The sequence below is a fragment of the Prosthecobacter dejongeii genome (genome assembly GCF_014203045.1).
GTDB lineage: Bacteria > Verrucomicrobiota > Verrucomicrobiia > Verrucomicrobiales > Verrucomicrobiaceae > Prosthecobacter > Prosthecobacter dejongeii.
The window spans coordinates 215350-241994 of record NZ_JACHIF010000003.1 but is presented as its reverse complement, the minus strand read 5'-3'; the positions used below and the strand labels follow the sequence as shown (position 1 = coordinate 241994).

The following is a 26645-nucleotide window of genomic DNA, read 5'->3' as shown; positions in this document are numbered from 1 at the left end:
TTTCGCGATTCTCCCTCGGCCTTTGAAGACCCGTCTAGGCCCAGTGAGCGGAGGCCCGTTCCAGATCCAATTTGATGACGGCGGGACCATCCATAGCCCCTCCGCCCACTTTCGTGTGTTCAACAAGGCCGATCCAATGACGCGGAGTTTTCCCAACCTTTGTTTGCAAGATTGGATCTTCCTTGATCTCCTTGAGAGTGGATATCCACCCTAATTGACTCGTTTCTCGAATCAATTGCAAAGCCAATGCCTCTGCTTTTTGATGCGCTGCCACTAGGCTAAGTCTCCGGATATCATTCATAACAAAGCCTGTTTGAATGATAATCACACCCCCGCATCCGACTTCGGATCCAGCGCATCGCGCAGGGCATCGCCGATGAGGTTCAGCGCGAGCAGGGTGGCGCTGAAAAACACACCGGGGCCGATGAGGAGCCAGGGGTAGGTTTCCATGCTGTCGGCCCCTTCGCGAATGAGCACGCCCCAACTGGCATCCGGCGGCTGAATGCCCAGGCCGAGGAAGCTCAGCGTGGCCTCCAGCAGCATGACGCCGGGGACGGTGAGGCTGGCGTAGATGATGACCGGCCCCATGACATTGGGCAGCATGTGCTGGAACAAGATGTGCCAAAAACCTGCGCCACTGGCGCGGGCGGCGAGGACGAATTCCAGGTTCTTCAAAGCTAGCACCTGCCCACGCACCACCCGCGCCATGGTCAGCCACTCCACAGCCCCGATGGCGACAAAGATGAGCCACAGTTCCCGCCCAAATACGAGCACCAGGATGATGACGAAAGTGATGAACGGAAAGGCGTAGAGGACATCCACCAGCCGCATCATCAGCGCATCCAGACGGCGCGTGGTGAGCCCTGCGATGAGGCCATAACCGACGCCGATGACCGAGGCGACGCCCGTGGCGAGAATTCCCACGAGCAACGAGATCTGCCCGCCTTTCAGGATGCGGGTGGCGAGGTCGCGACCGAGTGGATCCGTGCCTAACCAATGCGCGGCGGAAGGGCCTGCGGCCTTCAAATTCAGATCCTGGTCACTCTGCGAATAAGGCGACACCAGCGGCCCTAAAAGACAGATGCCGACAAGCGCCACCATGAACAGCATGGCCGCCACGGTGATGCGGCTGCGCGTGAGCCGCCGCCAGGCACGCTGGCCGGGGGATTCCGAAGTCGGCGACCGCAGGGGCACCAAGGCTGCTTTTTCGGCTGAGGGCTGGAATCCCTCGTTGCTGGGAATCACATCGCTCATGACTTGAATCCGATGCGGGGGTTCAGCAGTGCTTGGAGGAAATCCACCAGCAGATTGAAGCCGATGATGAGGACGGCGTAAAAGGCGGCGGTGGCCATGGCGAGGACAAAATCCCGATTCACCGCTGCGCCGACGAAATGCTGGCCTAAGCCAGGAAGCTGGAAGACGGTTTCGATGACGATGGAACCCGTCATCAACCCAGCGGCGGTGGGGCCGAGATAGTTCAGCACGGGTAGGCAGGCGAGCTTGAATGAGTGACGGAAAACGATGGCCAGTTCAGAAGCGCCTTTGGCGCGAGCGGTGCGGATGAAATCCTGCGCCAAGGTTTCCCGCAACCCACCGCGCGTGAGGCGGGCGATGTAGGCGCTGTAAATGATGCCTAACGTCAAGGATGGCAAGACCCAGTCGTCCCAATCATACCAACCCGCCGCATTGAACCAACGGAGTTTTAACCCCAGCACCAGAGCCACCAGGGGCCCCAAGACCATGCTGGGCGTGCAGATGCCCAGGGTGGCCATGAGCATGCAGGCACGATCATCGAAGGTGTTTGCCCGCACCGCCGCCAGGGCACCCATGGGGATGCCGATGCCGATGGCGATGGTGAGCGCAGCCAGGGCAACGGTGGCCGAGACCGGAAAGGCCTGCACGATGATCTCATCCACCCCACGCCCTGGATTCTTCGTGGAAGCGGGGAAATCAAACGTGGCGAAGCTGACGAGGTGCCGCCACAACTGCACGTAAACGGGCTGGTCCAGCCCGAGAGCGATGACCTGCTTTGCACGAATGTGGTCTGGGATGTTTCGCTCACTCTGCAAAGGCGAGCCGGGGGCCATCTTCAGCAGAGCAAAGGTGATCACCAGCACCCCAAGGATGACGGCAAGGCCCTGCAAAAGGCGGCTGAGGAGGAAACGGAGCATCGGCGGGTGATTCAACAGGGAAGGCGGTGCAGCATCAATGCCAAATCACGCTTCAGGCCAAAAGCTTTTCCAGCGCCTCCTTCGTCGTCACGGGGGCTTGGCAGGCGTAGTTTTGGCACACGTAGGCGGCGGCTTTTCCCTCCACGGGTTGCATGGCAGCCAGGGCCTCGTTTTGTTTACCCAACCAAGCTTGCGCTTCGCCGCCATCGGCATGGAGCAGCACAGCCTTGGGCAGCAGGCGCCGATGCACCACGGCGGCGAGGGCTTGGAATTCGGGTGAGGTGGCATCGCCCGCAAGGACGATTTGCTGCTTGCCACTCTCCAGAAAATCTGCCGCCATGACGAGCACGGGCACGGCGGAGGGGCTGGACTGCAAGGTATTGCCAAAGAGTGTGGTGATCTTGGCCGCCTGCGCGGCATAGGCCTGATGATCCAGTATGACCGCGAGGCGGGTGAGGTTCAGGGCCGCGAGCGAGTTCGGCGAAGGCTCCGCGCCATCGTAGTCTTCTTTGATGCGCAAAACGGAGTGTGCCATCTCGGTGTGGACGCTGTAGTAACCGCCATTTTCCTTGTCCAAAAACAGACCATCCATCTCCTCTTGGAGGGCGACGGCCCACTGCAACCACTTCACTTCAAAACTGGCCTGGTAGAGATCCAGCAAACCGTGGATGAGGCAGGCGTAGTCGGTGGCAAAACCTTTGGGGCCACGCTCGCCTGCGCGCCAGCTCCGGTGCAACCCTTTACCTGGAGTTGCGCAGAGTTCATCATGCAGGAACTGGGCCGCCTCTGCCGCCAGTTTGAGAAAGCTAGGCTCTCCCAGAGCGGCACCCGCGCGGGCTAGACCGGCGATCATGAGACCGTTCCAGGCGGTGATGATTTTGTCATCTAGATGCGGGCGCGGACGTTTGGCGCGGGCTTCAAACAGCAGCTTCAGCCCCCGGCCCTGGATGGCCAGGACTTCCTCCGGCGTCTTTTTGAAAAACTCCGCCGTCTTTTTCACCGAGTAGGCGCGGAAGAGGGTGTTCAGCCCCGTGAGTTCCCCGTGAGGGTCGCTTTCCGGACGCGCATTGCCATCGCGCCGAGCGCCAAAGGAATAACGAAAGATGCTGCCTTCTTCCTTGCCCAGCAGCTCGTCAATCTCGCTGGCCTTCCACACATAAAAGGCGCCTTCTTTTTTATGGTCGTCGCCTGCCTGGGCGTAGCTATCGGCATCCTCGGCGGAGAAAAAGCCACCCTGAGGGTGACGAAGGTCCCGCTGCACATAACCGACGATCTCCCGTGCGGTATCCGCCAGGAAGGGCGAGTCCGTGATGAGGTAACCCTCCGCATAGGCCCACAGGAGCTGCCCCTGATCATAGAGCATCTTTTCATAATGCGGGATGTGCCAGTAGCTATCCACCGCGTAGCGATGCATGCCGCCGCCCACGTGATCCCAGATGCCGCCATTGGCCATGGCGCGCAGGGTTTTCACCGACATCTCCGCCGCCCAGTCGGACTCGCTTTTGCGCGCCTCATCCTTCACCCAGGCTTGGTGAATGCGCAGGAGCAGATTGATGGAGCTGGAGCGGGGGAACTTCGGCGCACCGCTGAAACCGGCCTCGTGGTAGTCATAGCTGCTGGCCAGGTCATCGTAGGCTTTTTGCACCACGGCGTCCGTTTTCACTTCCGTCTCGGCATTTTCGCCATCCAGATGTTCCTGGAGTTTGGCGATGGAGCGCTCCGAGCTGGCCTGGAGTTTGGCCCGATCTTCCATCCAGGCTTTGTGCAACTCCTGGAGCAGGTTTTTAAAGCCGATGCGGCCCTGGGCATTTTCAGGGGGGAAGTAGGTGCCACCAAAAAAGGGCTTCAACTCCGGTGTGAGAAAGACGGACATGGGCCAGCCGCCACCGCCCGTGGCGGCCTGCACGTAGGTCATGTAGGTGAGGTCCACGTCCGGGCGCTCCTCACGGTCCACCTTCACGGGGACAAAGTGCTCATTGATGTAGGCGGCGATTTCCTCGTTTTCAAAAGATTCGCGCTCCATGACGTGGCACCAGTGGCAGGTGGAGTAGCCGCTGGAGAGGAAGATGGGCTTGTCTTCCGCTTTCGCCTTGGCGATGGCCTCATCTCCCCAGGGCAGCCAGTTCACGGGGTTGTGGGCATGCTGGAGCAAATACGGCGACTTTTCGCGGATGAGGGCGTTGGTGTGTTTGGGGCTGGAGTCGCTCATAATAGTGAGACAAACGTGGCGATGGGGGCCGGGGTTGCAAGCAGCGGACGGCTTGGGGGTTGCGTTTGGGGTTGCATGTGCTTGTTTCCGGCTCCTAAAAACCTAGCCATGTCTGCGCATTCCCACTCTCCCTCCGAAGAATCCGGCTCCATCTGGAAAATCCTCAATGTGATCATCGCCTTCGTTGTCGGTGGATTCACACTCTTTTGGGGTGCCACCCTGCTGATCGGCGCGAGGAATGCCGCTGCCCCGAAAGAACCGGTGGCTGAAGTGGCCACAGCCCCCGCCGCGCCTGCCGCAGAAGCGCCCCCGGCCCCTGCGACCACTCCTGCTGCTGCCGCCCCAGTCGCTGCCGCCCCAGTCGCTGCCGCTGCTCCCGCCGCCCCGGCCCCAGTCGCCGGCCCTGCCGCTGAGATCACCATCAAGCCCGACACGGCCAATCCCCTGGCTTACGACTTGAAGGAATTCAATGTGAAGGCGGGCCAGAAGGTGAAGATCACCTTTAACAACACCCACCCGGCGGTTCCCCAGATGCACAACATCGTCATCGGCACCCCTGGCAGCAAAGACAAGCTGATGGCCCTGGCCATGCAGATGGTGGCCGCCCCCGATGGCATGGCCAAAGGCTACATCCCTGAAGGCCCTGAGGTCCTTTTCCACACGAAGCTGCTCCAACCCAACCAGACCGAAGTCCTGGAATTCACCGCCCCTGCCGCTGGTGACTACCCTTACCTCTGCACCTTCCCCGGTCATGGCGCGATCATGAACGGTGTGATGCACGTGGAGTAAAACGACTTTCGTTCAAGTTAAAACGGGCTCAGGCGGAACTCCGTCTGAGCCCGTTTTGCGTCAAGGAGGGACGTGAGAGGGGGGCAGGTGCCAAACACTCACTTTCCAGCGCGTGTGGAGGCCTCTTGCATTCACGCACTCCCCCAGGACCGGCTAAAGCCGGGACTACAATACACGGAACTCTGGCCCGTGCTGCCCATCTGGTTAATGTGCTACCCTGTCAAAAACGGTGCCTCTGGCATTCGGGGATTTGTTGGCTCCCGCAGGCAGTCGAGGGGGCGGACGGACGTTTCTCGCCTCCCTCCAGGAGGCTTTGGAAATGAAGCCCCTTGTTTCGCGCCGTTCCGGGGGTTCTCGGTGCTGCGCACCTTCACCCCCGGCTGCCTGCTTTCGTCCCTCCAGGACGAGAAAAAACGGTCCCCACTACAGACTGCTTGGCCCACCGCTATTGCGAAAGGCTCACGCGTCCAAGAAGGACGCGAGGTGAGAGGGAACCTCTGGTTACCGGATAACAAGACGTGTCACAAGAATTGCGCCCTAGAGGGGCGAAAGGAGGGTAGCCGGGGGTGGAGCGAGGCACGAGCGAGAACCCCGGCGCAGGCATAACCAAAGGTATCGCAAAAGGTGCGCCGTGGAGGGGCGCAAGAAAGGTCGAGAGTTCACCCCATCCTCGCCAAGACTTCACCTTTGCAAGGGGCTGGTTTTTCGCTGGAGCACCTCACTCGGAAAGTGATGCGTACAGTATTCCTCACTCTCCGAGTGAGGGGTTGGGAAATGTCCGCGAGGTCTTTGTGCTTTCAAAGAACCGACCCAGAGGCCGCCTGCGGATCTCATGGTGGAGGGCAGGTTTTTCTCTGGATCGCATCACTCGGAGAGTGATGAATACTGTGCTAAGCAAACAGCTTCGTCACCGGCTTGGCCTTCACCAGCTCGCGCGGTTGATTCAGGTGGTTGTAGACGATGGTCTCGGGATCAATGCCCACGGCGTGGTAGATCGTCGCTAGCAGCTCCGTGGGGTGCACGGGATCTTCCGCGGGGGAGGAGCCTGTCTTGTCCGATTTGCCATGGACGTAACCGCGCTTGATGCCTGCCCCACCGATGATGGCGGTGTAGCAGTAAGGCCAGTGGTCGCGGCCATCAGCGCTGTTGCCATTGCCAGAGGTGGACACGCCTTTTTCAGGACTGCGGCCAAATTCCCCCAGGGCGACGACGAGCGTCTCATCCAGCAGGCCGCTGGCGTCCAGATCTTCAAAAAGGGCGCTCAGGCCCTGGTCCAGCATGGGGCCACTCTGGCTTTTCATGCGCTGGGTCAGGCCCACATGATGATCCCAGGAATGGTTGTCCGAATTCGCCACCTTGGGCCAGATGAGTTCCACCACGCGGGTGCCAGACTCGATGAGGCGGCGCGCCAGCATGCAGCTTTGACCAAAGGTGTTGCGGCCGTAACGATCGCGCAATTTCGGTGATTCACGGTCCAGAGCAAAGGCATCACGCGCGCGGCCGCTGGCGATGAGGTTCAGCGCTTGGTTGTAGTAGCTGTCCAGGCTCATGTCCTTCACGGCTTCCTCGATGGCGGGCATCTGGTCATTGATGGCATCGCGCAGCTTGGCCCGGCGCTGGAGGCGCACGCTGAAGAGGTCGGGGCGCAGTTGCAGGTCTTCGATCTTGATGCGGTCCATCTTGCCCATGTCCAGGTCATCGCCATCGGGATAGAGGGTGTAGGGATCGTACGCCTTGCCCAGGAAACCGGCGGTGCCGCCTTTGCCCACCACATTGGATTCCTGAAGCGGACGCGGCAGCATGACAAAGGGCAGCATGGGCTCATCCATCGGCTTCAGGCGGATGATGTTGCTGCCGAAGTTCGGGAAGTCCTTCGCATTCGGCGGCTCGAGCTGGCCAGAGGGGCTCACCTTATCCGTGGTGTAGCCAGTCATGATCTGGTAAATGGCCGCCGTGTGGTTGAACAATCCGTTAGGCGTGTAGCTCATCGAATTGATCGTGGTGAACTTGTCATTCACCTTGGCGAGCTGGGGCAGGATCTCGGTAAAATGATGGCCGGGGATCTTGGTGGGGATGGTCTTAAAGGCAGAGCGCACCTTGTCTGGCACGTTTTCCTTCGGGTCCCACAGGTCCAGGTGGCTAGGGCCGCCCTGGAGGTAAATCATGAGCACGTGCTTCGCCTTGCCCCAGCCCACACGGCCCGCCGCAGCAGAGTTCACGGAGGCGGCCTGGGCGCGGAACATGTTGTTCAGGGTCAGCCCCATCATGGACGCCCCGCCGATGCGCAGAATGTCCCGCCGGGTCATGCCCAGGTCTTTGTCACAGAGGTCTTTGCCGAGGGCTCCAGGGATGCGAAACATGGCGGTAGAGGTGGTGGATGGTGAAAGCTTACTCCTTCTGGCCTAACCAAGACAAGAACGAATGGATACCCGCCCTTACGAAGATGAGGGGCGCATCTTGCCAAAGTGGGCGAAATCACCCAGGAATCCCTTGGAAAGTCCATTGCACGGATGGAATCAGCCATCCCCCTTGAACATCGGCAGCCTGAAAGGCATCCAAGCGATTCCCCCTCTCATGCGCTTTCCCCTGCTCGCTGCCCTTAGCCTTTTCACCTCCTCCTGTGGAGCGGATGCACCCGAACGCGCTGCCGCTGCCCGCGCGCAACTTCCCGCTGCTGACACTGGCTTTGCCACCCGTCTCTGCCATGCCGCCCTGGATCGCACGGCCATGACCGTGCGGTATGATGGGGCCTACGTGCGCATCCCCTACCCTGGCGGCGATGTACCCGCCGATACGGGTGTGTGCACAGATGAGGTCATTCGCAGCTATCGCAGCCTGGGATTTGACCTGCAAAAGCTGGTGCATGAGGACATGAAACGGCACTTTTCCGCCTATCCTAAAAACTGGGGCCTAGCCAAGCCGGATTCCAACATTGACCACCGCCGCGTGCCGAATCTGCAAGCCTTCTTTAAGCGCCAAGGAGCCTCCCTACCCATCACCCAAAAGGCTGCCGATTACCTCCCGGGCGACCTCATCACCTGCACAGTGGCAGGCAAACTGCCGCACATCGCCCTGGTCGTGCCTGCGCCCGATGGCGGCGACACGCCCTGGATCGTCCACAACATCGGCAGCGGTCCCCAGTTAGAAGATCGTCTGTTTGAGTTCCCGCTGACAGGGCACTACCGCTGGCATCCGGTGAAATAAGGTGGACTCCAACAGCCTTCTGAATTCCAAGATCAGAAATCACGCCATACCCAGGGCATCCGGCACTGTCACTGGATGGTGCAGAAGCAAACGAACAGGACTGCGAGCGTTCAGGAACCCGCCGGATAGTTCGGCGAAGGGGTGGGGCGATGTGGGCGGGATTTATTCGCGCCGAACACATCCGACCTACGACCTCTGCGTCAGGAGGAGTTGGCCACACAGCCATCCTCTGAGATCGCCTTTTCGAAAGTGCTTTTCGTGATTTGTTAAGCCTAACAAGAAAGCTTGCTCTTTCGCAGCATCCACCGCTAGCCTGCGGCCCATGAAACTGCTGAAGGTCCTGTCTCTTTTTTCCGCCACGCTCATGGCTGCGGAAAGACCCCTCGCCGAATCAGCCTCCGAGGCGGCTAAAAAGCTGAAAGCCGGGGGCATCGCCACGGCGGAAAGCCTGAATGGCAAAGTCACTTTCGCAGGTTTTGCCGCTCCTGCGGAAAACTCAAAAGACTACCACGAGAAGGCACTGTTTGAGATCGGCTCCATCACCAAGGTCTTCACGGGCCTGCTGTTAGCTCAGGCAGTGGTGGAGGGAAAGGTGACTTTGGAGACGCCCATTTCCAAGCTGCTCGATCCCGGACTGAAGTTTGAAGATCCCCGCATCGCCGCCATCACGCTGAAACAACTCTCCACTCACACCAGCGGCCTACCCCGCCTGCCAGGGAACCATGCCGCTGGGGTCAGAGATGGCGATCCGTATGCGGGCTATGATGAAAAGCTGATGCTGGATTTTCTCACCCACACCAAGCTGGAGGGTGAGGGCCCTTATCCCTGCAGCTACTCGAATCTCGGCGTCGGCTTGTTGGGTCATTTGTTAGGCAAGGTCTATGGCACCGCTTGGGAAAAAGCCGTGGTCAGCAAGATCTGCCAGCCGCTGGGCTTGCAAGACACACGCATGACGCTCACGGACAACCTGTTGCCTTTGGCGGCTCCTCATGAGGAGGATCGCCCCGCCAAGTCCTGGCACTTCGACGCCGTGGCCGGGGCAGGAGCGCTGCGATCCACCACCACGGATCTCGTCAAATTTGGTCAAGCCATGGCGAAACCGGAGTCCACCCCCTTGGCCAAAGCCTTTGCCCTCGCCATGCAGGCCCATGCGGAAGTCCCTGGCGGTGGCCACATCGGCCTCGGCCCCTTCATCTCGAAAAGCGATGGCCACCTCAGCTACAATCATGATGGCGGCACGGGCGGCTATCGGTCTGGCTTGCAGGTCATCCCAGCGACCAACACGGTGCGGGTAGTGCTGATCAACAACACCGAACTGGACGGCGGGGCGGTCATCGCTGGCACCCGTGTGGAAGCGCCACGAGTCATGCCCCAGGAGATCACACTGGATGGCGAAACGCTGAAGGAGTACCCCGGCGTGTATGCCCTTAGTACAGAGGCCCGCTTCACCATCCTGCTGCGCGAGGGCCAGCTCTGGACACGGCTCACCGGACAGTCTTTCCTGCCGATGTTCGCGCGGGAGAAGGATCGCTTTTTCCTAAAAGTGGTGAATGCAGAAATCCACTTCACCCGCAAGGAAGGTCAAATCACCTCCCTCACTCTCCTCCAAAATGGACGCGAACAAACCGCCGCGCGCACGGAGCAAGCCGTGCCCGCCATCATCCTCCACAAAGCAACAGAACTGAAACCTTACGTGGGAACTTATTCTTTGTTAGGCCTGAAAGACCTCACCCTCAGCCTACGCGGCAATACACTCTATGCCCAACTCGCCGGACAGGGAGCCGTGCCGGTCTTTGACATGGGCAAGGACCGTTTTGAATACGATGTGGTGGAGGCCTCCTTGACCTTTAATCGCAATGACCAAGGCGACATCATCGGCCTGATTCTCCTGCAAAACGGGTTTCCTGTACCTGGAGCACGGAAAGACAAATGATGGAGCGACAAAGAGCGTAGAAATCTTCCCACCAACCCGTTTCATGCATGCATGATTAAAGGGTTCTTTTTTCTAGTCTCGCTGATGACCACCTTGGCTGCTGCCGGGGAAATCAAACACGCGGGACCGCAAGATTATCGCAAGGTTCTGGGCAGCCTAGCGCCAGGAGACACGCTGGTTTTAGCCGCAGGGGTTTACAGCCGTGGACTGCCCGTCACTGATTGCCACGGCAGGGCCGATGCGTGGATCACCATCCAGGGGCCGGAACAAGGCATCGCTGAGATTCGCCAAACTCAAAACGCCAACTGCGTGGAGCTGCGCCAGTGCAGTTATGTGGCTTTGAAGAAGCTGTCCATCCTGGGTGAAGGCCCCACGGGTATCCCCGGGGTGTTCGGCATCAGCGCTCAGGGAGGGCTGAAAAACCTGGTTCATCACATCTTGATCGAAGACTGCATCATCAGTGATTGGAACACCTCCCAGCAAGCGGTGGGCATCTCCACCAAAACACCCACGTGGGACTGGATCATCCGGCGCAACATCATCCGCCACTGCGGGACCGGCCTGTATCTCGGTAATTCAGATGGCACCGCCCCTTTTGTACACGGCATCATTGAAAACAACCTCGTTCATGACCCCATCGGCTACTGCATGGAGATCAAATATCAAAAGGCCTATCCCGACCTGCCAGGTCTGCCCACCACCGCATGCAGCACGCTCATCCGGCACAATGTTTTCCTCAAGAATGATCAACCCAGTCCGGATGGAAATCGGCCTAACCTACTCGTCGGAGGCTTCCCAGACAGCGGTCCTGGCTCCATGAACCTTTATGAGATCTACGGCAACTTCATCTGGCACAATCCTCGCGAGTCTCTGCTGCGCGCCTCGGGCCGGGTCTCCATCCATGACAATGTCCTGGGAGATTGCCCCGCCGCGCAGCATGAAGCCATCACCCTACGCAATCATGATCTGCCATTGAAGCTGGCGCATGTTTATCACAATACGATTTATGCCGCCGCGCGCGGCATCCGGGTCGGCAGCAAGACCCAGGAGGGCCAAGCCATTGTGGGCAACGTGATTTTCGCCACCGAACCGCTGGTGGATCAGGCGAAGCCGAACGCCTCTGAAAATGTTACCGCGCCCGTTGAGGCAGCCGGAGAACACCTCATCCATCCGTCCCTGACTCTTGGTCAACTCGACCTCCGTCCCCGCCCCGGCCACTGCGAAGGCCCACCTCTGGACCTCACTCCGTTTCGCGGTGAGACCGATCACGACCAGGACTTTGAAGGAGAACCGAAAAGCAGCACGCGAGGGGCTTATGCCGGGGGGAAGCCTTCCACCCCTTGGAGGCTTCAAAAAGCGATCAAGAACTAACGCTCTGAATGTCAGGTTGGTAGGGCTATGTATTTGCCAGCATTGGCCGACCCTCAAACCCTCTGGGTAGCAGGCTAATTCAATGCTTCAACAAAAGGAGACCCCTATACAAAAATCAATTCATCCTGCCTCAGTTTTAGAAAGAAGTAGGGGTCAAAACCTGCGTTACCACCGCATTGCATCCGTTCTTCCTGGCCAGCCATGCAGGCTACCCACACACGCACCTCGCCAGTAGTGCCTCACCAAGATCACCCCGCCTAACCATGAATATGTTCGACCCATTCTTTCACACCGCGCACGTCTCGCGCATGGTTCTAGCGCTGGGCTTTCTGACCTCCTGCCCCCTTCTGGCTGAAGACTATTTTGATGAAACCCAAGTCACCACTCTGTTTGCGTTTGATCACGTTTCCATTCCGCATGCCCAGAACCTGCGACTGGAAATGCGTGTCCCCAAAAAGCACCCGAACAACCCCGTGCTGAGACGCGGTGCTCCAGGAACACCGGATGCCAAAGGCGTGCAGTTTTACGGCTCTGTCCTCCGAGAAAATGGCAAATTCAGGCTGTGGTATGTCGCCTTTGACGATGACCAGAAAAACAAGCTGTCCTCCGCCCGATGGCGCGCTGCCTATGCGGAAAGTGATGACGGTGTGAACTGGGTGAAGCCCAACCTTGGGCTGGTGACTTACGCTGGGAACAAAAATAATAACCTCATCCGCACGGAGCCCTATCCACTCGGTTTTGTGAACGTGAAGGTGCTGGCCGATCCAGAAGATCCAGATCCGGCACGGCGCTACAAGATCTCTACCCACGTCTATTTCCGTCAAGAGCGGCGACTGGGCACACTGGCTCCTTTTGTCAGTGCGGATGGGCTTACATGGAAAATGGAGCAGCCCGTAACAACGCAAAAAGCCGAGTTACCCACCAAGAATCTAGTCCTACCCCCCATTCACTTTGAACCAGCAGGCGGCCTCTACAAATGGCAGGGCCAGTTTTATGCCTCTGGGCAAAACTCGATGGACGCCACCCGTCCCTACCATGGGAGGGTAGCACGGGCATACCGCTCCCCTGACTTTCGCCAATGGTCTCAGACCAGCAGTGTTTCTTTCACACGACATTCACAGCATACTTTGTTAGGCCCAGGGCGCAGCCGCGAAGGAGAACAAACCCATGAAGGCATCAGTGTGTGGAATCGCGGTCATGTGCTGTTAGGCATCTCCGGGATCTGGCACGGCGCAGCGGACTGGAAGGACGTCACGATTGACCTCGGTTTTGTCCTCAGCAATGACGGCATCCACTTCCGAGAACCCGCTCATGAATGGACCTTCATACGTCGAGGTGCGGACGGTGAATGGGATCAGGGGGGCGTGATTCAAGGCCAAGGTTTTGAAAATGTGGGCGACCAGACTTATCTCTATTATGGGGCCTGGGATCCACGACACTGGGAGGAGGAACCGCTGCGAGGTGGAGTGGGCATTGCTTTGCTGCCGCGAGACCGTTTCGGCGATCTTGTGGTCGAGGAAGCAGGCAAAGGCCCAGGTGACTATCAACTCCCAGAGATCACCAGCGAGTTCATCACCATGCCCCTGGGTGTAACAGTGGGTCAGGCGCAGCATTTTTACATGAATGCTGATGGCCTGGGGCCTGAGGCAAGGCTGAAGGTTGAACTGCTGGATGCACAAGAGCATCCTCTCCCCCACTACTCGGGTGTTAATGCCGCCGTCGTCAGCCACAGCGGTTACCAGGTGCCCATCCAATGGAATGGGCAGAACGCAATCGTCGGTTTACCCGATCATGTGCGCGTCCGAGTCGTCTTCGAAGGTGCCAAAAACACCCACATTCGCTTCAGCGCCCTGTATGTGAAGCCTGTGAAATAACTCCTCACAGCCTCGCAGACCGCAAATTTTCTCAAACCTGGGAGGCGGAGGAAAATAGAGCCTCAACCCCTTCTCAACGAGACCAATCTAAACCAGTGTTTCACGCGCCTTTGGCTCTGCGCATGGTTCTTGGGCTACCGTTTTATCCCCCTTGCACCCAAGGATTCTCCTTTCCCATGCATGATGCTGCGACAGCTCCCGAGGGTGCTTGAAAAATCAGGCGAAGGTTAGCAACCCAGCATGCTCTTTCACCGGCCCGCCAGTACCACCGCTGCGATCTCTTCCCACAGCGCGTCCACCTCCCCCGGGCCCCGGGAAGGTTTCTTCGCCTTGGCAAACCAGTAGTCGCCATTCCATTGATCTCCCTCGATGACGTGCAGCAGCGCATGGATCCACGAACCCAGCGGCGAGTGAATCTCCTGCGCGATGTCATGCGCCGCCTCCCAGTTCCCATGCTTCGTGTGCCAGAGAGCCTGCGCCTCCGGGGAAAGACCCGCAGGTAAAACGTGAGCTTGAGCGAGATCGGCAGCAGTCATGATCAGATAAAAACGGACTTCTCAGACTTCCCAAGAAACCCTGCCCTGACAAATACAAACGCAGGTGTGGACTCACCCTTCGGAGCGTGATTTCTGGCGCGGTCTCGTCCGTCCACCCGCCTCAATCGTGGCCTGTTGCACCGCGTCCTGGAGGGACATGAGAAAGGTCCACCTGCTCCCGGACCTGCCCTTGTCCCTGGCCGGGTTGGATGTCGTCCTTCCAAGCCAAAAGGCAGGGCTAAAACCCAGCCCCTTTCAGAGCCGCCTTATTTTAAACTCTCCAGGCAAGAGGCGCAGAGAGTTTCGGAAATCCGTCGGGGGATCCGCCATCAAACCGGCTAATACTCCTCTTCTTCAGCCTCCTCCGGACCGCCATGGACCGGCACCGGGATGCCCAGCTTTTCCATGGAGGCCTCCACCGTCTTGATGTGCTTCAACGGCAGTTTTTTGCGCTGGTACTTGCGGAACAGCAGATCGTGCAGCTTCAGCCACGTCTCAGACGTCGGCTGCATCGGCATCCAGGCCTCACCATCCGGGTGCGCCAGGCGAAAGAGCCACTCGCGCGAGTTCCAGTGAGCGCGGATGTACTGCTTGCGGCCGTCTTCCAGACGTTCATGCCATTCGTGGATTTGGTTTTTGGTCATTGAGAGTGCCCAGGATGCGCTAGTATCGCAGCCATGCAAGCTGCCAACGCCAGCCCCCCCTCCGCCCTGCCCCGGCTCCTGCTCTACCTCGCCGCCGTCATGCTGGGAGGTGCCCTGCTAGCCCCGCTGCTTTTTGACCTTGGCCAATGGGCCAAAGGCTGGCTCACCGGCACCCCCAGCGGCCTCGGCCAGTGGCTGCTGGCAGAAATCCAGCGTGCCCACTTTTCCCGCTACTTTAACCGCGCCGTCCTCCTCTGCGCCATCGTCTTCATCCTCCCCCTCCTACGCGCCGTGCAGCTAGACCGCCACCTGCTGCCCACCTGGCAGCCCGTGGGCCGTGGCATCGCCCAGTGGGCGCTCGGCTTCACCCTCGCCGCTGGCCTCCTGCTCGCCCTCGGCTTCCTCTTTCTGAAAATGGGTGCCTACCAGCTCCGTCCGCGGCCTGATTGGTTTAAATTTGGCGAGCCCCTCACCGCCGCCCTCGGTGCCGGCATCGTGGAGGAGTTTTTCTTTCGCGGCCTCCTCCTAGGCCTCCTCCTCCGCAGCATGTCCATCCCCCGCGCCCTCTGGGTGGGCACCTTCATCTTCGCCATCGTCCACTTCATGAAACCGCCGGAAGGGTGGCAGATCGCCGATGCCGACGTCACCTGGACCAGCGGCTTCCTCGTCCTGCGTCAGATCGCCGCCGGGTTTGGCGATGTGGACTTCCTCCTGGCCGAATTTGCCACCCTCTTCGCCGTCGGCTGGGTGCTGGCCCAGGCGCGCCTGAAAACCAGCGCCCTCTGGCTCGGCATCGGCCTGCATGGCGGCTGGGTCTTCGGGCTCAAATACTTCAGCGCCCTCACCCGCAGCCAGCCCGGCTGGCTACCCTGGATCGGCAGCAATCTCAAAATCGGCCTCCTCCCCCTCCTCGTCGTCCTCCTCACCGGCTGGCTCGCCCTCCGCTGCCTGCCCCGCCCCCCTTGCACGCCCAAGGAGTGAGGCCATCCTGGCCTCAGCATGAGGGCTGGAAGCCCTCACTCCTTGAAATCCCCGTCCGCCATGGAGCGCATGCGTCCTCGCGGAACTCCCCTCTCACATCAACGTCCGCCCCTGGCACAGCCCCCGAGAGGAGCGCGGAATTCCTATACCGCAGCAGCTCGCCAAACCCCAGCGCCAGGAGCTTCCCCCACGCCTCCCCCCCTCCCGCCTACTTCACCCGCTGATGCCAGATCAACTCTGGGCCCACATAGACAGACACCCTGAAAATCTCCAAATCCTGTCCCGACTCAGACTTCGAAACTTCCAGAGTCCCTCGCGACCTAGAAACGCTCTGCTCCAGCTTCACCTTCAAAGGCACCTCCGCAACATCCAGCGTCACCGTCCCCCCCGGTTCGATATCTCCGAAAGGAATGGAGCTGCTCACCTCATCCTTAGCGTTCGCGTTCGTATCCTCCCGTTTCGTCACGACTCCGCGCGTCTCCACTTTCACCTCCTTCAAAGCCTGCGCGGATCTGTTTTTGATCGTCGCCGTCACTTGGAGAATATTCTTCAGAGTCTTCACGCCCCCACGCTGAGATCTCTCCACTTTCCGCACCGACTTCACGTCCACCGCCACATTCGCCCACCGTGCCATCTTAGCCCGCCCCCACTGGACGAGGGACGCCTGCTCCGCTGGCGTGAATTGATTCAACGGCAGGTAAAAAACCTCATCCACCAAGGCCCCCTGCACCAGCACCTCATCGCGACCCACAAACACGACCTCCCCCGCCACCGTTTTACCTGAGGGCAAAGCAAACACCCGAGGCGCCGCCCCCGCCGCGCCCACGCAGGCGAAGACCATCAGCAGCAGAAAAACCGAGCGTAAAGAAGCGCGCATCATCCCCGATCCTCCTAGGCAGCCCCCCAAACTGTCAATCTTCCTCCGCTTCACCCCCACAAATCATTTGCACCCCCGCCCGCCAGAAGGAATGCTAGCCCTTCAGCACCTCCTTGCCGGAGTGGCGGAATTGGTAGACGCGCCAGACTTAGGATCTGGTTGGGAAACTAGTGCAGGTTCGAGTCCTGTCTCCGGCACCACTCCTTGATTTTCAGGGACCATTTGCTTGGCCTCTTTTCTTTGTTTTCTTCGGGGTTAACAGCGGAGAATCGGCATTTCGGGGTCCGGGATGATGACGATCACTTTGGTCCAGTCAGCTTGCCGAGCAGCCAGATGGTAATCATACCGATCGCGTAGGCTGCCGGTATGCCAATGCCACATGCGGCGAGAAATGAAACAGCCCAAAGCTTCTGGACTGCGGCAATACAGACAGAGGTCAAAACGATGAAGCCACCGACTACAATGATTGATGCTGCATCCATAAACTATACCTGAGTTCCGTTGTAGAGTCAGCGCTTTATGCCAAGCATCGTTTTTTCCAGTTCCTTGTCCATCCATTTCTGGCACTGATCCAGAGCCATTTGCACTTCTTCGTTCATGGCGAAAAAGATGCCAGACACAGATGGCACCCGCCAGCCCAAGAACTCGCCGCAGGCTAAGTAAGCGCTTGGGCAGGGCTCCTAATAAGTAGCTACACCATCGCATCGCCCAGAGAATCAAGCCTTCAGGCGATTTTCGTGAGGGAGAAAGAATGAAAGCCAAAAAGACACAAAAGTATGCACATCACCTGGCATTTTTTTGGAATGTATCCTTACACGCAAGCGCCACGGAGCGCACATGCGCCTGTCCCGCGACTGCGGGATCTTGCGTGCTGAGTTTCGCGTCTCGCGGAACTCCGTTCTTTCAGCCACGCCCGCTCCTTGCATCGTCCCAAGGAGTGAGGTCATCCTGGCCTCTCCATCCCCCGTCCGCCGCATCACCCCACCGCACGCACTCGCAAGCGACGCAGCGAAAACAGATTCCCCGCGCACTCGCTCAGCTTTCGCGCTCCGTTTTTGCGCTTCGCGCCGAACCAACCCCGGTTCTCTTCAAACACGCTCTCCACAAACGCCTGGCTTCCTAGCACCAGCCCATCGGTAAAGTAACGCACCCGCAGCCTCACCAGTTCTGCAGGGCTCAGTTTCCCCTTCTCGGCCAATACTTTTCGCGCCTCCTCCGCTGTCACTCCCGGCCTAACCACGTTTGTGTTTTGCGTATCTCTCACCTCCCTGCCACTGGCATACAACAGGCAGCGGTAGGCCTTCGCCGCCTCCTGTTTCACCCAACCATCCACAGGTTTAGCCACCGCTTTGCACAGCCCACGCTGGGCTCTCCGGCTACCACCCACGGCCTCGCCATACCCACACCAGCGGTAGTCTTTGGGATCTTCTACCAGCCCCGCCCGCACCGGGTTCAGATCAATGTAAGCCGCCATCGTCCGCAGTGCTTCGCCCCCACTTTCCACCATCACGCTTTTGAAACGATCCATCCACAACGTGCCGCGTCGGCCCCGGCGTTTGTTGAACCAACGGCTGAAGCGTTCTTTGACCTCCTTGACGTAAAGGGAGAGGTCACAAAAACGTTTGTAGAGAGCTTCCAGTTTCTCCTGCACTCGGGCTTCCAGTCCCAGGCGACGCAGCTCCGCGAATTCCTCACGCAGAAAGGCCAGGTAGGTCTTGCTGTAAAGCAGGCGCAGATGTTCGAAGAGTTTTTCTTCACCAGCGGGACCTGCGAATCGCTGCAACCATACCTCACGCCGAGGCACCTCCACCAACACATGGAAGTGATTGCCCATGATGCAGTAAGTCACCAGCTTCACGCCTGAAAAGTCCGCCAGCCGCCACATCAGCCGCTTCAGCGCTTCCTTTTCAACGTCGTCAAAAAAGACCTCACCACCGCAGGTGCGTGACATGACGTGGTAACAGTAACTTTCCAAGGGCCCCTTTCCCACCACCCGCCTGCGCCCGCCGGACCAAGAACGCGCCGCAGGATAAGGAGCCGTCTTGGCATTGATCCCAACAAGCTGCTGCTCCATCGCATGGCCCTGAGAATCAAGCATTCGGGTGGTTTTCATGGGTTGGAATTGAGCTCAAAAAGACGCCAAAGCAAGCACTGGTTGCCTGGCATCTTTTTTTTGGCATGGCATCTTTTTTTTGGCATCTTTTTTTCTTTTTTTCTTGGGGTTTTCAGTCAGACGTAGGCGAACTTGGCCCCTCCTGCCCCAAGCGGTTTTGTCCGTTCTTCTTTCCATTTTGCGTGGCTTTGCTACGGGGCAACGAAGAACGGGCGAGGCTCTTGAACACATGGGGTTTTCATAGCCGAGAAGGTGTTGGCAGTTCATTTCTTCAAATGGCTTGGCACGGTCAAGGCTGTTGGTTGGCGCTTACGTTAATTATCGAATATCCACTAGAAAGATGTGTGTGGACTTCTTCCATTTGGCCTACTATGAAGTTTTCCAGTTCAACGCGTTTTTGCCATGACCTGCGATTCATCTCACTTTTCGTCTGCGAAGGTTTCTTCGAATAAGGAAAAGACTTTTCGGCTTTTTTGGACGGTGGGGTTTTGTGGGAAGCGGTTTTTGGGGCCTGAGGTGGAGGGGGGAGATGAGGCGAAGGTGCGGGGGGTAATCGGGGCGGCGTTGAATTATTTTCAGGCGGCGGCAGTAAGGCAGAATGCGCGGCTGACGGGGATTTCTTCGATCGCGCGCGGCGGAGATGTGCTGTTTGCGCAGGAGTGCCTGCGGGGGGATGGGGAGAGGCCGCCGCTGCCATGGAAGTGTGTGCTGCCTTTTGAGCAGGATGGGTTTTTGAGGCAGGATCTAGAGAAGGATGAGGAGGGGCGGGTGCTGCCGGTGGAGGAGGGGGCGCTGCGGGGGGGGGAGGCGCGGGCGTGCCTGGAGGGGGCGTTTGAAATTTTAGTCCTTGGGGCGCCGGGGGCGGTGCCAGAGAGGGAGACGACGGAGATCGTGGCGGCGTACATGGAGTGTGGGTACCGGATCGTGGATGAGGCGGATGTGATGATCTGCCTTTTGAGGAATGATGAGTTTCTGGAACTGGCGGCGGCGACGAACCCGGGAACGGAGGTGAGCCAGAGGCGGAATCCTTTGGAGATTCCGTGTTCGAAGGCGGGGACGCTGGCGATGGCGCGGTATGCGATCGCGGGGCGCAGGCCGTGCATCCTGCTGAATATGGATGCGGTGTCGCCCTGGCAGACACGGGAGATGCGCAATGACCCGGAGGCGGGGCGGCATGGGCGGGCGGGCTGTCTTTTTTATGATGAGATCGTGACGCCGCTGGTGCGCCGTTGTGAGGGTGCGCTGCCGGCGGGGATCATAGCAGATGGGGGGGATATGCCGCAGGGACCAGTAACGGTTTTTCGTGAAAGTTTGTTAGTCCTGCAGCAGCGCCTGGGTGGCCTGGCGAATCACCATCGCAAACAGGCGGTGGGGGGGCTGAAGCGGATGCTGACGCTGCACTTGATGGCGACGGGGATCGCGGCTCTGGCGGCGACGGCGCTGGCCTTTGATCGACCGCATGAGCACCCGGCGGGTTTGCTGGGGTTTTTGATTTTGAGCTTGGCGCTGATGAAGCCGGCTTTGGCGTTTTGGGCGCAGCGAATTGAGGAGCATCTGCATCATCACCATGAGCGGGAAAGCTGGCTGCATGCGCGCATCCTGGCGGAGCTGTGCCGGGGGGCGCTCTCTCTGTGGCCAATGCCTGAGCAGCCGATGGATGCGGCGGATGAGGAGGACTTTCCGAAGCTGAAGCGGCTGCTGCGCACGCTGCGACTCCTGCGGGTGATGGATGAGGGAGCGGCAGTGAAAGGCCAGTCACCGAGGCCAGCGCTGAATGCTGAGCGGCCCTGGCAAGGGGAGACGGTGAAGGAGGCCAATATGCGGGAGGCCGTGCGGCTGTACGTTCAATCACGCTTGGAGGACCAGGCCGCACACTATGAGAAAAAACAGAAGCAGGCCCTGGCGGAGGAGCGGTGCTGGCACCGGAGTTATCAAGTGGCGATCTGGACGGCCATTCTTTTAGGCGGGTTGACGTTTGTTTTAAAAGTCGCCCATGTGGGCCATGGTGAGCATTCTTACCTGGATGTGTTTAACTGGCTGGCGGTGCCAGTGATCTTGGCGCCGTTTGTGGCGACTTATGCGCTGGGGATGATCACTATCAACGACTGCCGACGCCGGGCCAAACGGTACCGTGACATGCATCATTACCTACGCCGACTGGCGGCCACTTTGACGGCCACCCAGGCCAACAGCAGCCGACTGCGGCTGGTGGAGCATGCCGAGCGAATGCTCATTGAAGAGCAGCATGAGTGGTTCTCGGTCACGAGGAACTACAGTGTTTGAGGTGAGAGAAGCGGGAAAACTGCCGTGCTCCCCGTCTTGACATTGGAACGTCCTTGCGGATTTCCTCTCGCCATTCAGGCGGCCATTGGAACGCTGCCTTGAAGTCATTTTTTAAAACCCCTTTCAGCCCCGGATTCACTCATGTTAAAACCCTGCTACCTCATCGGCTTTACCGGACATCGTGCAGGCTATGATGAGGCGACGGTGAGGGCATCCATCCAGGAGGTTTTGGGGGAGCTGCGGGAAAGAGCGCAGGCACAACAAGGAGAAGTGGAGCTTTACACCAGCTTGGCAGAAGGGGCCGATACACTGTGCGTGGAGATAGCACGGGAGCTGGGGATGGCCGTGCACCTCCTGCTGCCGCTGTCGGCGGAGGAATTTGCCAAAGACTTTTCTTCGCCAGAGGCCTGGGCGCGCTCGCAGCGGCAACTGGACACAGCGCTGCAATTGCCCGGGTGGGACTCGGTGCATGAGGTGCCCGGGGAGAGGACGCGGCCCGAGTGCTACTTTAACCAAGCGATCCACATGCTGGATGCGGTGGATGTGATGGTGGCGGTTTGGGATGGGCAACCGGCCCGCGGGCTGGGCGGGACGGAGCAGGTGGTCAGCCAAGCCAAGGCGATGGGAAAGCCCGTCATCCTCATTGACCCGAAGACGGGTAAAACGCAGATGATAGAGCGGAACGTGTCCATTTTCCCCGCAGATGCTGTGCTGATGGAGCTGAACGCGCTGGCGGCTGAAACGGGTGTGCCCGCTAGCCAGAGTGTGAGCACGCCGAGGGAGCTGCAAGCATGCATGGATGAAATAGCCATGAAGGAGGCGGGGCGATTCCGCCCGTCTCTGGTGCTCATCATTTTCCTGCATGCCTGTGCCGCCTTGCTAGCGGCGCTGGTCACTTTTCGTGGCAGTGGTGAGGCCGTATGGGATGAGACGAAGTGGACGCTGACTTTGCTGGAACTCGGGCTGGTCAGCTTCGCCCTATGGATGAGCTTTCGGCTGCGGCGCAAGCACATCCAGCAAAGGTGGATCCGCTGCCGATTTGCCTGTGAACTGGTGAGGGGCCTGCGGACGAGCATCCCTATTCTGAATCCCCTGCACCCCGCTATCACCCGTCATGATCCCCAATGGACGCGGTTCGTCCTCAGCGCGGGGCTGCTGGTGCTGCGGCACCAGGATACCGCCGATGTGCAGGTGCTCAAAGATCGGTATGTGGACATCCGTCTGGGGGATCAACATGAGGACGGGCAGATCCGCCATTACTTAAAAATGCGGCCCACAGCGCTCCGGTGGTGGGATTTCACCGGGCATGTCAGCCGCTGGAGTGCCATGCTAGCCCCCGCGTTTGTGGTGCTGTCGTTGTTCAATAAGTTGAGCAAGCACTGGTGGCCACCCGAGGGGCTGCAGATGGAAAAGTATTTTTGGTTGTGGCTGGCCGTGGTGTTTTTCCCCATCGCTCTGCCCATGCTAGCGGGGGTGGCCAGTAGCCTGCGGAATGTCCTGGATGCAGGCCGGCGCAAGGACCGCTACCCACAGATGGCGGCACGCCTGACGGAGATCCGCACAGCCCTGGTAGGAATGAAAACGAAGTCCACCATCGAGACCCAGGTGGCGCGCAGCGAAGAGCTGCTGCTGGATGAACTTTTGGAATGGAAGCAGGCCATCAAGAACGCTGGCAGGTAAAAAATGACAGAGTCTAACGAACGATAGAACTAAATCCAATGAATACTCCCAACCCAGATCAACAACAAATCCGGCGGGAGCTGCGGAGATGCGGCCCCCTGATGGATGTGGTGCGAGTTGCGGCGAACTTTCTTCAATGGAACTTTCTCGTCTTCTTCCTTTTGCTGGGCCTCGGATTCTTGGTGGGGATAGCCTTTGGAGATCCGGGAAAAGCACTTTTGAGCACTTTCGTAAGCTTTCTTGTATCCCTCTCTATTTTGAAAGGGATGATGCTGTTGCTGGAGGAGACATCCGCTCGCAAAAGGGATCTCTGCATCTTCCTCCGCGCCTTTCGTTCAGATACGGCGGCGGATCAGTTGCGCGCTTGGCTAAAGGCGGCTTTGGGGCCTAGTTATAAACTGTCAGGCATCCTGCCTCCAGCCAAACGGGCGACGGTGTGGACCCGGTTAGTGAGCCCTTTAATCACGGGGCTTTCTTATCTCGGCTCTAGACAGTTTGAGATGGAAGCAGGTGATCACAACTGGATGGCCCGTTTGTTGTCAACGTTTTCAAAAACCCGTTTTGTGTTCATGGACATTCGCGACACAACGCCTCATGTGCTGGACGAGATCCGGCTGGCGTGGAGCGTTTTTGGTCAGAGCCGAGTGATCTTCATTGTGGATGATTCCAAGAGCTGCGAGGCGTGGAAAGACTCCATCGAACAACTGCTGGGGGATGCCTTACAACTGAAGGAAAATCCCAAAATGCTGATCTGGCCTGAGGGTTCTCCACCCGAGGCAAAGGCCTTCGTCAAAAGCGTGGAAGAAGTGATGAAGGACGTGCCCTCTGGCACGCCTGAGATTTCAAAAGAAGCCCTAGAATTCGTTCAGACCAAGGTATCTCCAGAGGATTGGAAAACCCGGCTTTATGAGCGTGGAGGGGTGACCATCCTCATCAGCTTGGTCTTCACAGTATGCCTCAAGCTGTTGTTTCCTATCGTCGGTTTGATCTATGGCATGCTGCTCGGGCTGATGGTGCAGGGGCTTTACTGGGCCGCGTGGAGACGGGCCCGAAAACAAAGGAAATTTGCCGCAACGATTCGAGCAGAGGGGCCACCTTCAGGCCTAAGGCTGTGGCTCTCCGCCTTAGCGGTCGGGGGGCCTACGGTCTTGCTGATCACTGCACTCGTAGCCTCGTTTGTGATTCCTATCTATGCGAACACAAGGCGACTGGCTGAGCAGGTAAAAGCGGTCAGCAACGCCCGTCAAATAACCATGTTATGCCAGATGTATGCTGCCGATAACAATGGACAGTATCCAGACTCGGTCCCGAGTCCTGTCACAGGACGCTTGCCGTCGAGCTCTAATGAAGCCTTTCGCACCTTATTCCAAGAAGATTTAATCCAAGATGAACGTATTTTTGGCTGTGGTGACAGTCCCTTTGTTCCTGACGGTAATATAGGCACGCCCCCCCTTCGCGATGAAGCGGTATCCAAGGGAGAGAACCACTGGGCCATGACCCGCGGCCTAACCAATCAGGATGGGCCAGCAGTTGCGCTGATCTATGAAAATCCTGCAATTCCTAGCTGGCCACCCTTTTGGGATGCCGACATGAAGGGACGCGCTGAGGCGGGTCGTGCGTGGGCAAATGATACCATTATTGTGAGCTCTACGGACGGCAGCGTGCAAACGATGAAGCTCGATGGAAACTCTGGCCCTGTAAGCGTTAAAACCGCTCAAGGAACGCCTTCTCCATTCATTGAAGATGGCAGGACTTTCCAAGTTTTAAACATCGAGCCGTGATGCCCCCCTCGACTTGCCTAACCAACCTTTTACCTGATGAACCCGACGCATTCACACTTTACCGAGCCTGCCTGGACGGGGGATCTGCTGGCGCATCTGGGGCTGGAGCGCGGGGCCACGGCGGATGAGGTTTACCAAAAGGCGAATGATCTGGCCACTAGGTTAGCGCCGAACACGCGCCGGCTGTGGCGCTGGATCCTGCTGCTGGAGGGGCTGGCCGTGCTGATGCCGCTGTTTTGGCTGATGGTGGCTCAGAGGCGGTGGTCGGCGGGGGCAGTCTCTATCTCGGTGGCGCTTTGCACCCTCGGCGTCATCGGGTTTTGCTGGTGGCTGCGCTGGCGCAATCAGCAGCAGGCGTGGACGCGGTCTCGACTGCTGGCGGAAATTGCCCGCTCGGCAAAGGCGACCTCAAACTGGCCAGGACGCCCCACCCATGATGCGCTGGATGTAGCCCCCTCACTACAGCCCCTGGCGGCGGTGATGGCGGCCCCTGAAACGGTGCAGCAACCGGGAGATCTCGAGGCGTGGAAAGCGGAGTATTTGGCCAATCGAATCGAGGATCAGTCGAGCTTTTACACCGTGAAAGCCAAGGCCGCAGCCATCGAGCGGCAGCACTTGAGCCAGTATGTGACGCGGTCACTAGACGGAGCCCTGGTACTGGCCGTGCTAGGCTTATGGTTAGGCTTTTCAGGCACGTCTGAATGGCTGCTGTCCGTGGCGAATGCAGATCTTTTTCTCGGCCTGACCGGGGCGGCGCTGCCTCTGATCGCCATTTTGATGCAATCTCTGAGCGCTTATTTGGAGCTGAATCGGCGCACAGGGCGGTATGCGCAGCAGTGGGAATATCTGGAAGTGGCCAAAGGGCGCTTGATGAAAAGTCGCACCCTGGAGGAGATGCAGGAAGTGGTGCAGGAGGTGGAGCGGGTGCTGCTGTCTGAAGTAACGGAATGGTTTTACCAAGCGGAGCATGCCGAAGTCTTTTATCGCAGTGCCCAAGCGCCAGCGGCGGTAGGACGGCAGAGACTGACGGCAGTGAAAGAATCCCGCTGGTCTGAGTTCACGACGCGCCTGCTGGACGGTGCAGGCATGGCACTCAGTGTGACAGGGCGCATCATTTTTGGCCGGGTATTGATCGTCGCGGTCACCTCGGTTCTCACCTCCCTGCTGATTTTTTCCCGGGCTCCTCAGGATGGGCTGCAAAGGAGTATCCTGCGCACGGCGGATGGGCAGCTACTTTCCAAAGCGGGGGCGCTGGGCTGGTGGAAACCGGTGCCTGAGGAGTCTGCGCGCGGGTTCATTTTGATCGCCCATGGGCTAAATGATTCAGCGCTGGTGGCGGAGGAAAAGAGCAAGGGCCAGGAAAAGAATAAGCTGCACTGGATGACGGATCTGCAAGGGGCTCTCAAGGAACGTCTGGGCCCGGCAGTGCCGGACATCTGCCTGGTGGACTGGAGTATCGCGGCGAAGCCCTCCGAGGTCACGGCCCTACTGCGGACGCTGGAAAAGATCCGCGATGAAGATGCGGCTGAAAGGGGCCAAGGGACGGGCAAACCCCACACGGGCGAGGCCCCAGCCCGGCCCCCGGTGCAGACGCGTGGTGGGGTGGACCTGAAGAAAACTCCCGAGCCGACGATGCCAGATAAAAAGGCGCCTTCGGTGACAGACATTGTGGCCATCCGCATGCAGGCGCAGGCCATTGGCGACATCGTGGGGTACAAGCTGGCGCAGTCGATGAAGACGGACCCGGTGGTGATCTATGCCGATCAGCCTATGCATCTGATCGGCCACAGCGCGGGCGGTTTTCTAGTGGTGCGCGCAGCGCTGGTGCTGAAGCGATTTGGCCTTCTGCCGAAGAACAGCCGGGTGACGCTGCTGGATACGCCCCTACCTGATGTGAACGATCTGTATGAGCTGCTGGAACCTAATGGGGATAGCCGCTGCCAGGTGGACTTTTACAAATCGTCCTTCTTTGCCCAGCGCGTGCCGCCAGATTCCCCGGAACGGCCTAACTACCGATGCTACGAGCTGCAACCAGATGCGACACCGGAGGGGAGTGACCCGTACCTGTACGCGCACTCGTACGCGCACCAGTGGTACATCCGCTCCATCCGCCGACCTGAAATGGGGGCGGAGATGCCGCCAGGTTTTCGTGCGTCTCCCTTTTGGCCACGATTAAAACCGCACGCGCCATGACGTACT

Annotated in this window: 19 protein-coding genes and 1 tRNA gene; 11 read left to right on the top strand and 9 right to left on the bottom strand. The window is 58.9% G+C overall.

What is annotated here, in order from left to right:
- Positions 1-34: 34 nt before the first annotated feature.
- From HNQ64_RS08890 to HNQ64_RS08875, 4 genes are read right to left on the bottom strand one after another with little or no spacing between them, the layout of a single operon-like run.
- Positions 35-328 (bottom strand): hypothetical protein, encoded by a 294-nt coding sequence (locus HNQ64_RS08890; RefSeq protein WP_184207639.1) that lies wholly within the window; start codon positions 326-328, stop codon positions 35-37.
- The gene (locus tag HNQ64_RS08885) at positions 325-1254 is read right to left on the bottom strand and encodes an ABC transporter permease (protein ID WP_184207637.1); all 930 of its coding nucleotides are present in this window, start codon (positions 1252-1254) and stop codon (positions 325-327) included. The genes HNQ64_RS08890 and HNQ64_RS08885 overlap by 4 nt, the downstream gene beginning before the upstream one ends.
- A complete protein-coding gene (locus HNQ64_RS08880) occupies positions 1251-2171 on the bottom strand; it encodes an ABC transporter permease (RefSeq protein WP_184207635.1) in 921 nt (306 codons plus the stop codon). The genes HNQ64_RS08885 and HNQ64_RS08880 overlap by 4 nt, the downstream gene beginning before the upstream one ends.
- Before the next feature lie 52 nt (positions 2172-2223).
- A complete protein-coding gene (locus tag HNQ64_RS08875; protein WP_184207634.1) occupies positions 2224-4380 on the bottom strand; it encodes a thioredoxin domain-containing protein in 2157 nt (718 codons plus the stop codon).
- A 108-nt stretch (positions 4381-4488) separates the two neighbouring features.
- On the opposite strand from HNQ64_RS08875, the gene HNQ64_RS08870 reads away from it, so the two are divergent.
- The gene (locus tag HNQ64_RS08870) at positions 4489-5169 is read left to right on the top strand and encodes a plastocyanin/azurin family copper-binding protein (RefSeq protein ID WP_184207632.1); all 681 of its coding nucleotides are present in this window, start codon (positions 4489-4491) and stop codon (positions 5167-5169) included.
- An 890-nt stretch (positions 5170-6059) separates the two neighbouring features.
- Here the strand turns inward: HNQ64_RS08870 and HNQ64_RS08865 are convergent.
- The gene (locus HNQ64_RS08865) at positions 6060-7529 is read right to left on the bottom strand and encodes a DUF1501 domain-containing protein (protein ID WP_184207630.1); all 1470 of its coding nucleotides are present in this window, start codon (positions 7527-7529) and stop codon (positions 6060-6062) included.
- Between the two features lie 61 nt (positions 7530-7590).
- Here HNQ64_RS08865 and HNQ64_RS08860 point away from each other — a divergent pair, with 61 nt between their 5' ends.
- From HNQ64_RS08860 to HNQ64_RS08845, 4 genes are all read left to right on the top strand, one after another.
- Positions 7591-8373, top strand: coding sequence for a DUF1287 domain-containing protein (locus HNQ64_RS08860; protein ID WP_246430995.1), 783 nt, complete (start codon positions 7591-7593; stop codon positions 8371-8373).
- A 322-nt stretch (positions 8374-8695) separates the two neighbouring features.
- The gene (locus HNQ64_RS08855) at positions 8696-10306 is read left to right on the top strand and encodes a serine hydrolase (RefSeq protein ID WP_184207628.1); all 1611 of its coding nucleotides are present in this window, start codon (positions 8696-8698) and stop codon (positions 10304-10306) included.
- An 84-nt stretch (positions 10307-10390) separates the two neighbouring features.
- The gene (locus HNQ64_RS08850) at positions 10391-11677 is read left to right on the top strand and encodes a right-handed parallel beta-helix repeat-containing protein (RefSeq protein ID WP_184207626.1); all 1287 of its coding nucleotides are present in this window, start codon (positions 10391-10393) and stop codon (positions 11675-11677) included.
- A gap of 269 nt (positions 11678-11946) precedes the next feature.
- Complete coding sequence (locus tag HNQ64_RS08845) at positions 11947-13551, top strand: hypothetical protein (RefSeq protein ID WP_184207624.1); 1605 nt, start codon at positions 11947-11949, stop codon at positions 13549-13551.
- A gap of 248 nt (positions 13552-13799) precedes the next feature.
- On the opposite strand, the gene HNQ64_RS08840 is transcribed toward HNQ64_RS08845, so the two are convergent.
- Together HNQ64_RS08840 and HNQ64_RS08835 are read right to left on the bottom strand one after the other, a co-directional pair.
- Complete coding sequence (locus HNQ64_RS08840) at positions 13800-14087, bottom strand: hypothetical protein (protein ID WP_184207622.1); 288 nt, start codon at positions 14085-14087, stop codon at positions 13800-13802.
- A gap of 338 nt (positions 14088-14425) precedes the next feature.
- Entirely contained in the window at positions 14426-14731 is a 306-nt protein-coding gene (locus HNQ64_RS08835; RefSeq protein ID WP_184207620.1) for a hypothetical protein, read from the bottom strand.
- 33 nt (positions 14732-14764) lie between these two features.
- On the opposite strand from HNQ64_RS08835, the gene HNQ64_RS08830 reads away from it, so the two are divergent.
- On the top strand, positions 14765-15712 hold the full coding sequence (locus HNQ64_RS08830; protein ID WP_184207618.1) for a CPBP family glutamic-type intramembrane protease: 948 nt from the start codon (positions 14765-14767) through the stop codon (positions 15710-15712).
- 208 nt (positions 15713-15920) lie between these two features.
- On the opposite strand, the gene HNQ64_RS08825 is transcribed toward HNQ64_RS08830, so the two are convergent.
- A complete protein-coding gene (locus HNQ64_RS08825) occupies positions 15921-16592 on the bottom strand; it encodes a hypothetical protein (protein WP_184207616.1) in 672 nt (223 codons plus the stop codon).
- Positions 16593-16704: 112 nt separating this feature from the next.
- On the opposite strand from HNQ64_RS08825, the gene HNQ64_RS08820 reads away from it, so the two are divergent.
- Positions 16705-16789: transfer RNA gene (locus HNQ64_RS08820), tRNA-Leu, on the top strand.
- Between the two features lie 776 nt (positions 16790-17565).
- Here HNQ64_RS08820 and HNQ64_RS08815 read toward each other — a convergent pair.
- Entirely contained in the window at positions 17566-18702 is a 1137-nt protein-coding gene (locus HNQ64_RS08815; RefSeq protein WP_184207614.1) for a transposase, read from the bottom strand.
- Between the two features lie 564 nt (positions 18703-19266).
- On the opposite strand from HNQ64_RS08815, the gene HNQ64_RS08810 reads away from it, so the two are divergent.
- The 4 genes from HNQ64_RS08810 (at position 19267) to HNQ64_RS08795 (ending at position 26639) form a co-directional block, all read left to right on the top strand.
- On the top strand, positions 19267-20985 hold the full coding sequence (locus HNQ64_RS08810) for a hypothetical protein (protein WP_221305396.1): 1719 nt from the start codon (positions 19267-19269) through the stop codon (positions 20983-20985).
- A 141-nt stretch (positions 20986-21126) separates the two neighbouring features.
- On the top strand, positions 21127-22665 hold the full coding sequence (locus HNQ64_RS08805) for a hypothetical protein (RefSeq protein ID WP_184207610.1): 1539 nt from the start codon (positions 21127-21129) through the stop codon (positions 22663-22665).
- Between the two features lie 38 nt (positions 22666-22703).
- The gene (locus HNQ64_RS08800; protein ID WP_184207608.1) at positions 22704-24446 is read left to right on the top strand and encodes a hypothetical protein; all 1743 of its coding nucleotides are present in this window, start codon (positions 22704-22706) and stop codon (positions 24444-24446) included.
- A gap of 36 nt (positions 24447-24482) precedes the next feature.
- Complete coding sequence (locus HNQ64_RS08795) at positions 24483-26639, top strand: hypothetical protein (RefSeq protein ID WP_184207606.1); 2157 nt, start codon at positions 24483-24485, stop codon at positions 26637-26639.
- The last annotated feature ends 6 nt before the right edge of the window (positions 26640-26645 follow it).

Bases quoted from the DNA above. Each gene is read 5' to 3' on its own strand.
- HNQ64_RS08835 (WP_184207620.1), bottom strand. From the start codon at position 14,731: ATGACCAAAAACCAAATCCACGAATGGCATGAACGTCTGGAAGACGGC.
- HNQ64_RS08830 (WP_184207618.1), top strand. From the start codon at position 14,765: ATGCAAGCTGCCAACGCCAGCCCCCCCTCCGCCCTGCCCCGGCTCCTG.
- HNQ64_RS08855 (WP_184207628.1), top strand. From the start codon at position 8,696: ATGAAACTGCTGAAGGTCCTGTCTCTTTTTTCCGCCACGCTCATGGCT.
- HNQ64_RS08805 (WP_184207610.1), top strand. From the start codon at position 21,127: ATGTTAAAACCCTGCTACCTCATCGGCTTTACCGGACATCGTGCAGGC.
- HNQ64_RS08865 (WP_184207630.1), bottom strand. From the start codon at position 7,529: ATGTTTCGCATCCCTGGAGCCCTCGGCAAAGACCTCTGTGACAAAGAC.
- HNQ64_RS08870 (WP_184207632.1), top strand. From the start codon at position 4,489: ATGTCTGCGCATTCCCACTCTCCCTCCGAAGAATCCGGCTCCATCTGG.
- HNQ64_RS08815 (WP_184207614.1), bottom strand. From the start codon at position 18,702: ATGAAAACCACCCGAATGCTTGATTCTCAGGGCCATGCGATGGAGCAG.
- HNQ64_RS08885 (WP_184207637.1), bottom strand. From the start codon at position 1,254: ATGAGCGATGTGATTCCCAGCAACGAGGGATTCCAGCCCTCAGCCGAA.
- HNQ64_RS08845 (WP_184207624.1), top strand. From the start codon at position 11,947: ATGTTCGACCCATTCTTTCACACCGCGCACGTCTCGCGCATGGTTCTA.
- HNQ64_RS08880 (WP_184207635.1), bottom strand. From the start codon at position 2,171: ATGCTCCGTTTCCTCCTCAGCCGCCTTTTGCAGGGCCTTGCCGTCATC.
- HNQ64_RS08840 (WP_184207622.1), bottom strand. From the start codon at position 14,087: ATGACTGCTGCCGATCTCGCTCAAGCTCACGTTTTACCTGCGGGTCTT.
- HNQ64_RS08850 (WP_184207626.1), top strand. From the start codon at position 10,391: ATGACCACCTTGGCTGCTGCCGGGGAAATCAAACACGCGGGACCGCAA.
- HNQ64_RS08875 (WP_184207634.1), bottom strand. From the start codon at position 4,380: ATGAGCGACTCCAGCCCCAAACACACCAACGCCCTCATCCGCGAAAAG.
- HNQ64_RS08825 (WP_184207616.1), bottom strand. From the start codon at position 16,592: ATGATGCGCGCTTCTTTACGCTCGGTTTTTCTGCTGCTGATGGTCTTC.
- HNQ64_RS08795 (WP_184207606.1), top strand. From the start codon at position 24,483: ATGAACCCGACGCATTCACACTTTACCGAGCCTGCCTGGACGGGGGAT.
- HNQ64_RS08800 (WP_184207608.1), top strand. From the start codon at position 22,704: ATGAATACTCCCAACCCAGATCAACAACAAATCCGGCGGGAGCTGCGG.
- HNQ64_RS08860 (WP_246430995.1), top strand. From the start codon at position 7,591: ATGGATACCCGCCCTTACGAAGATGAGGGGCGCATCTTGCCAAAGTGG.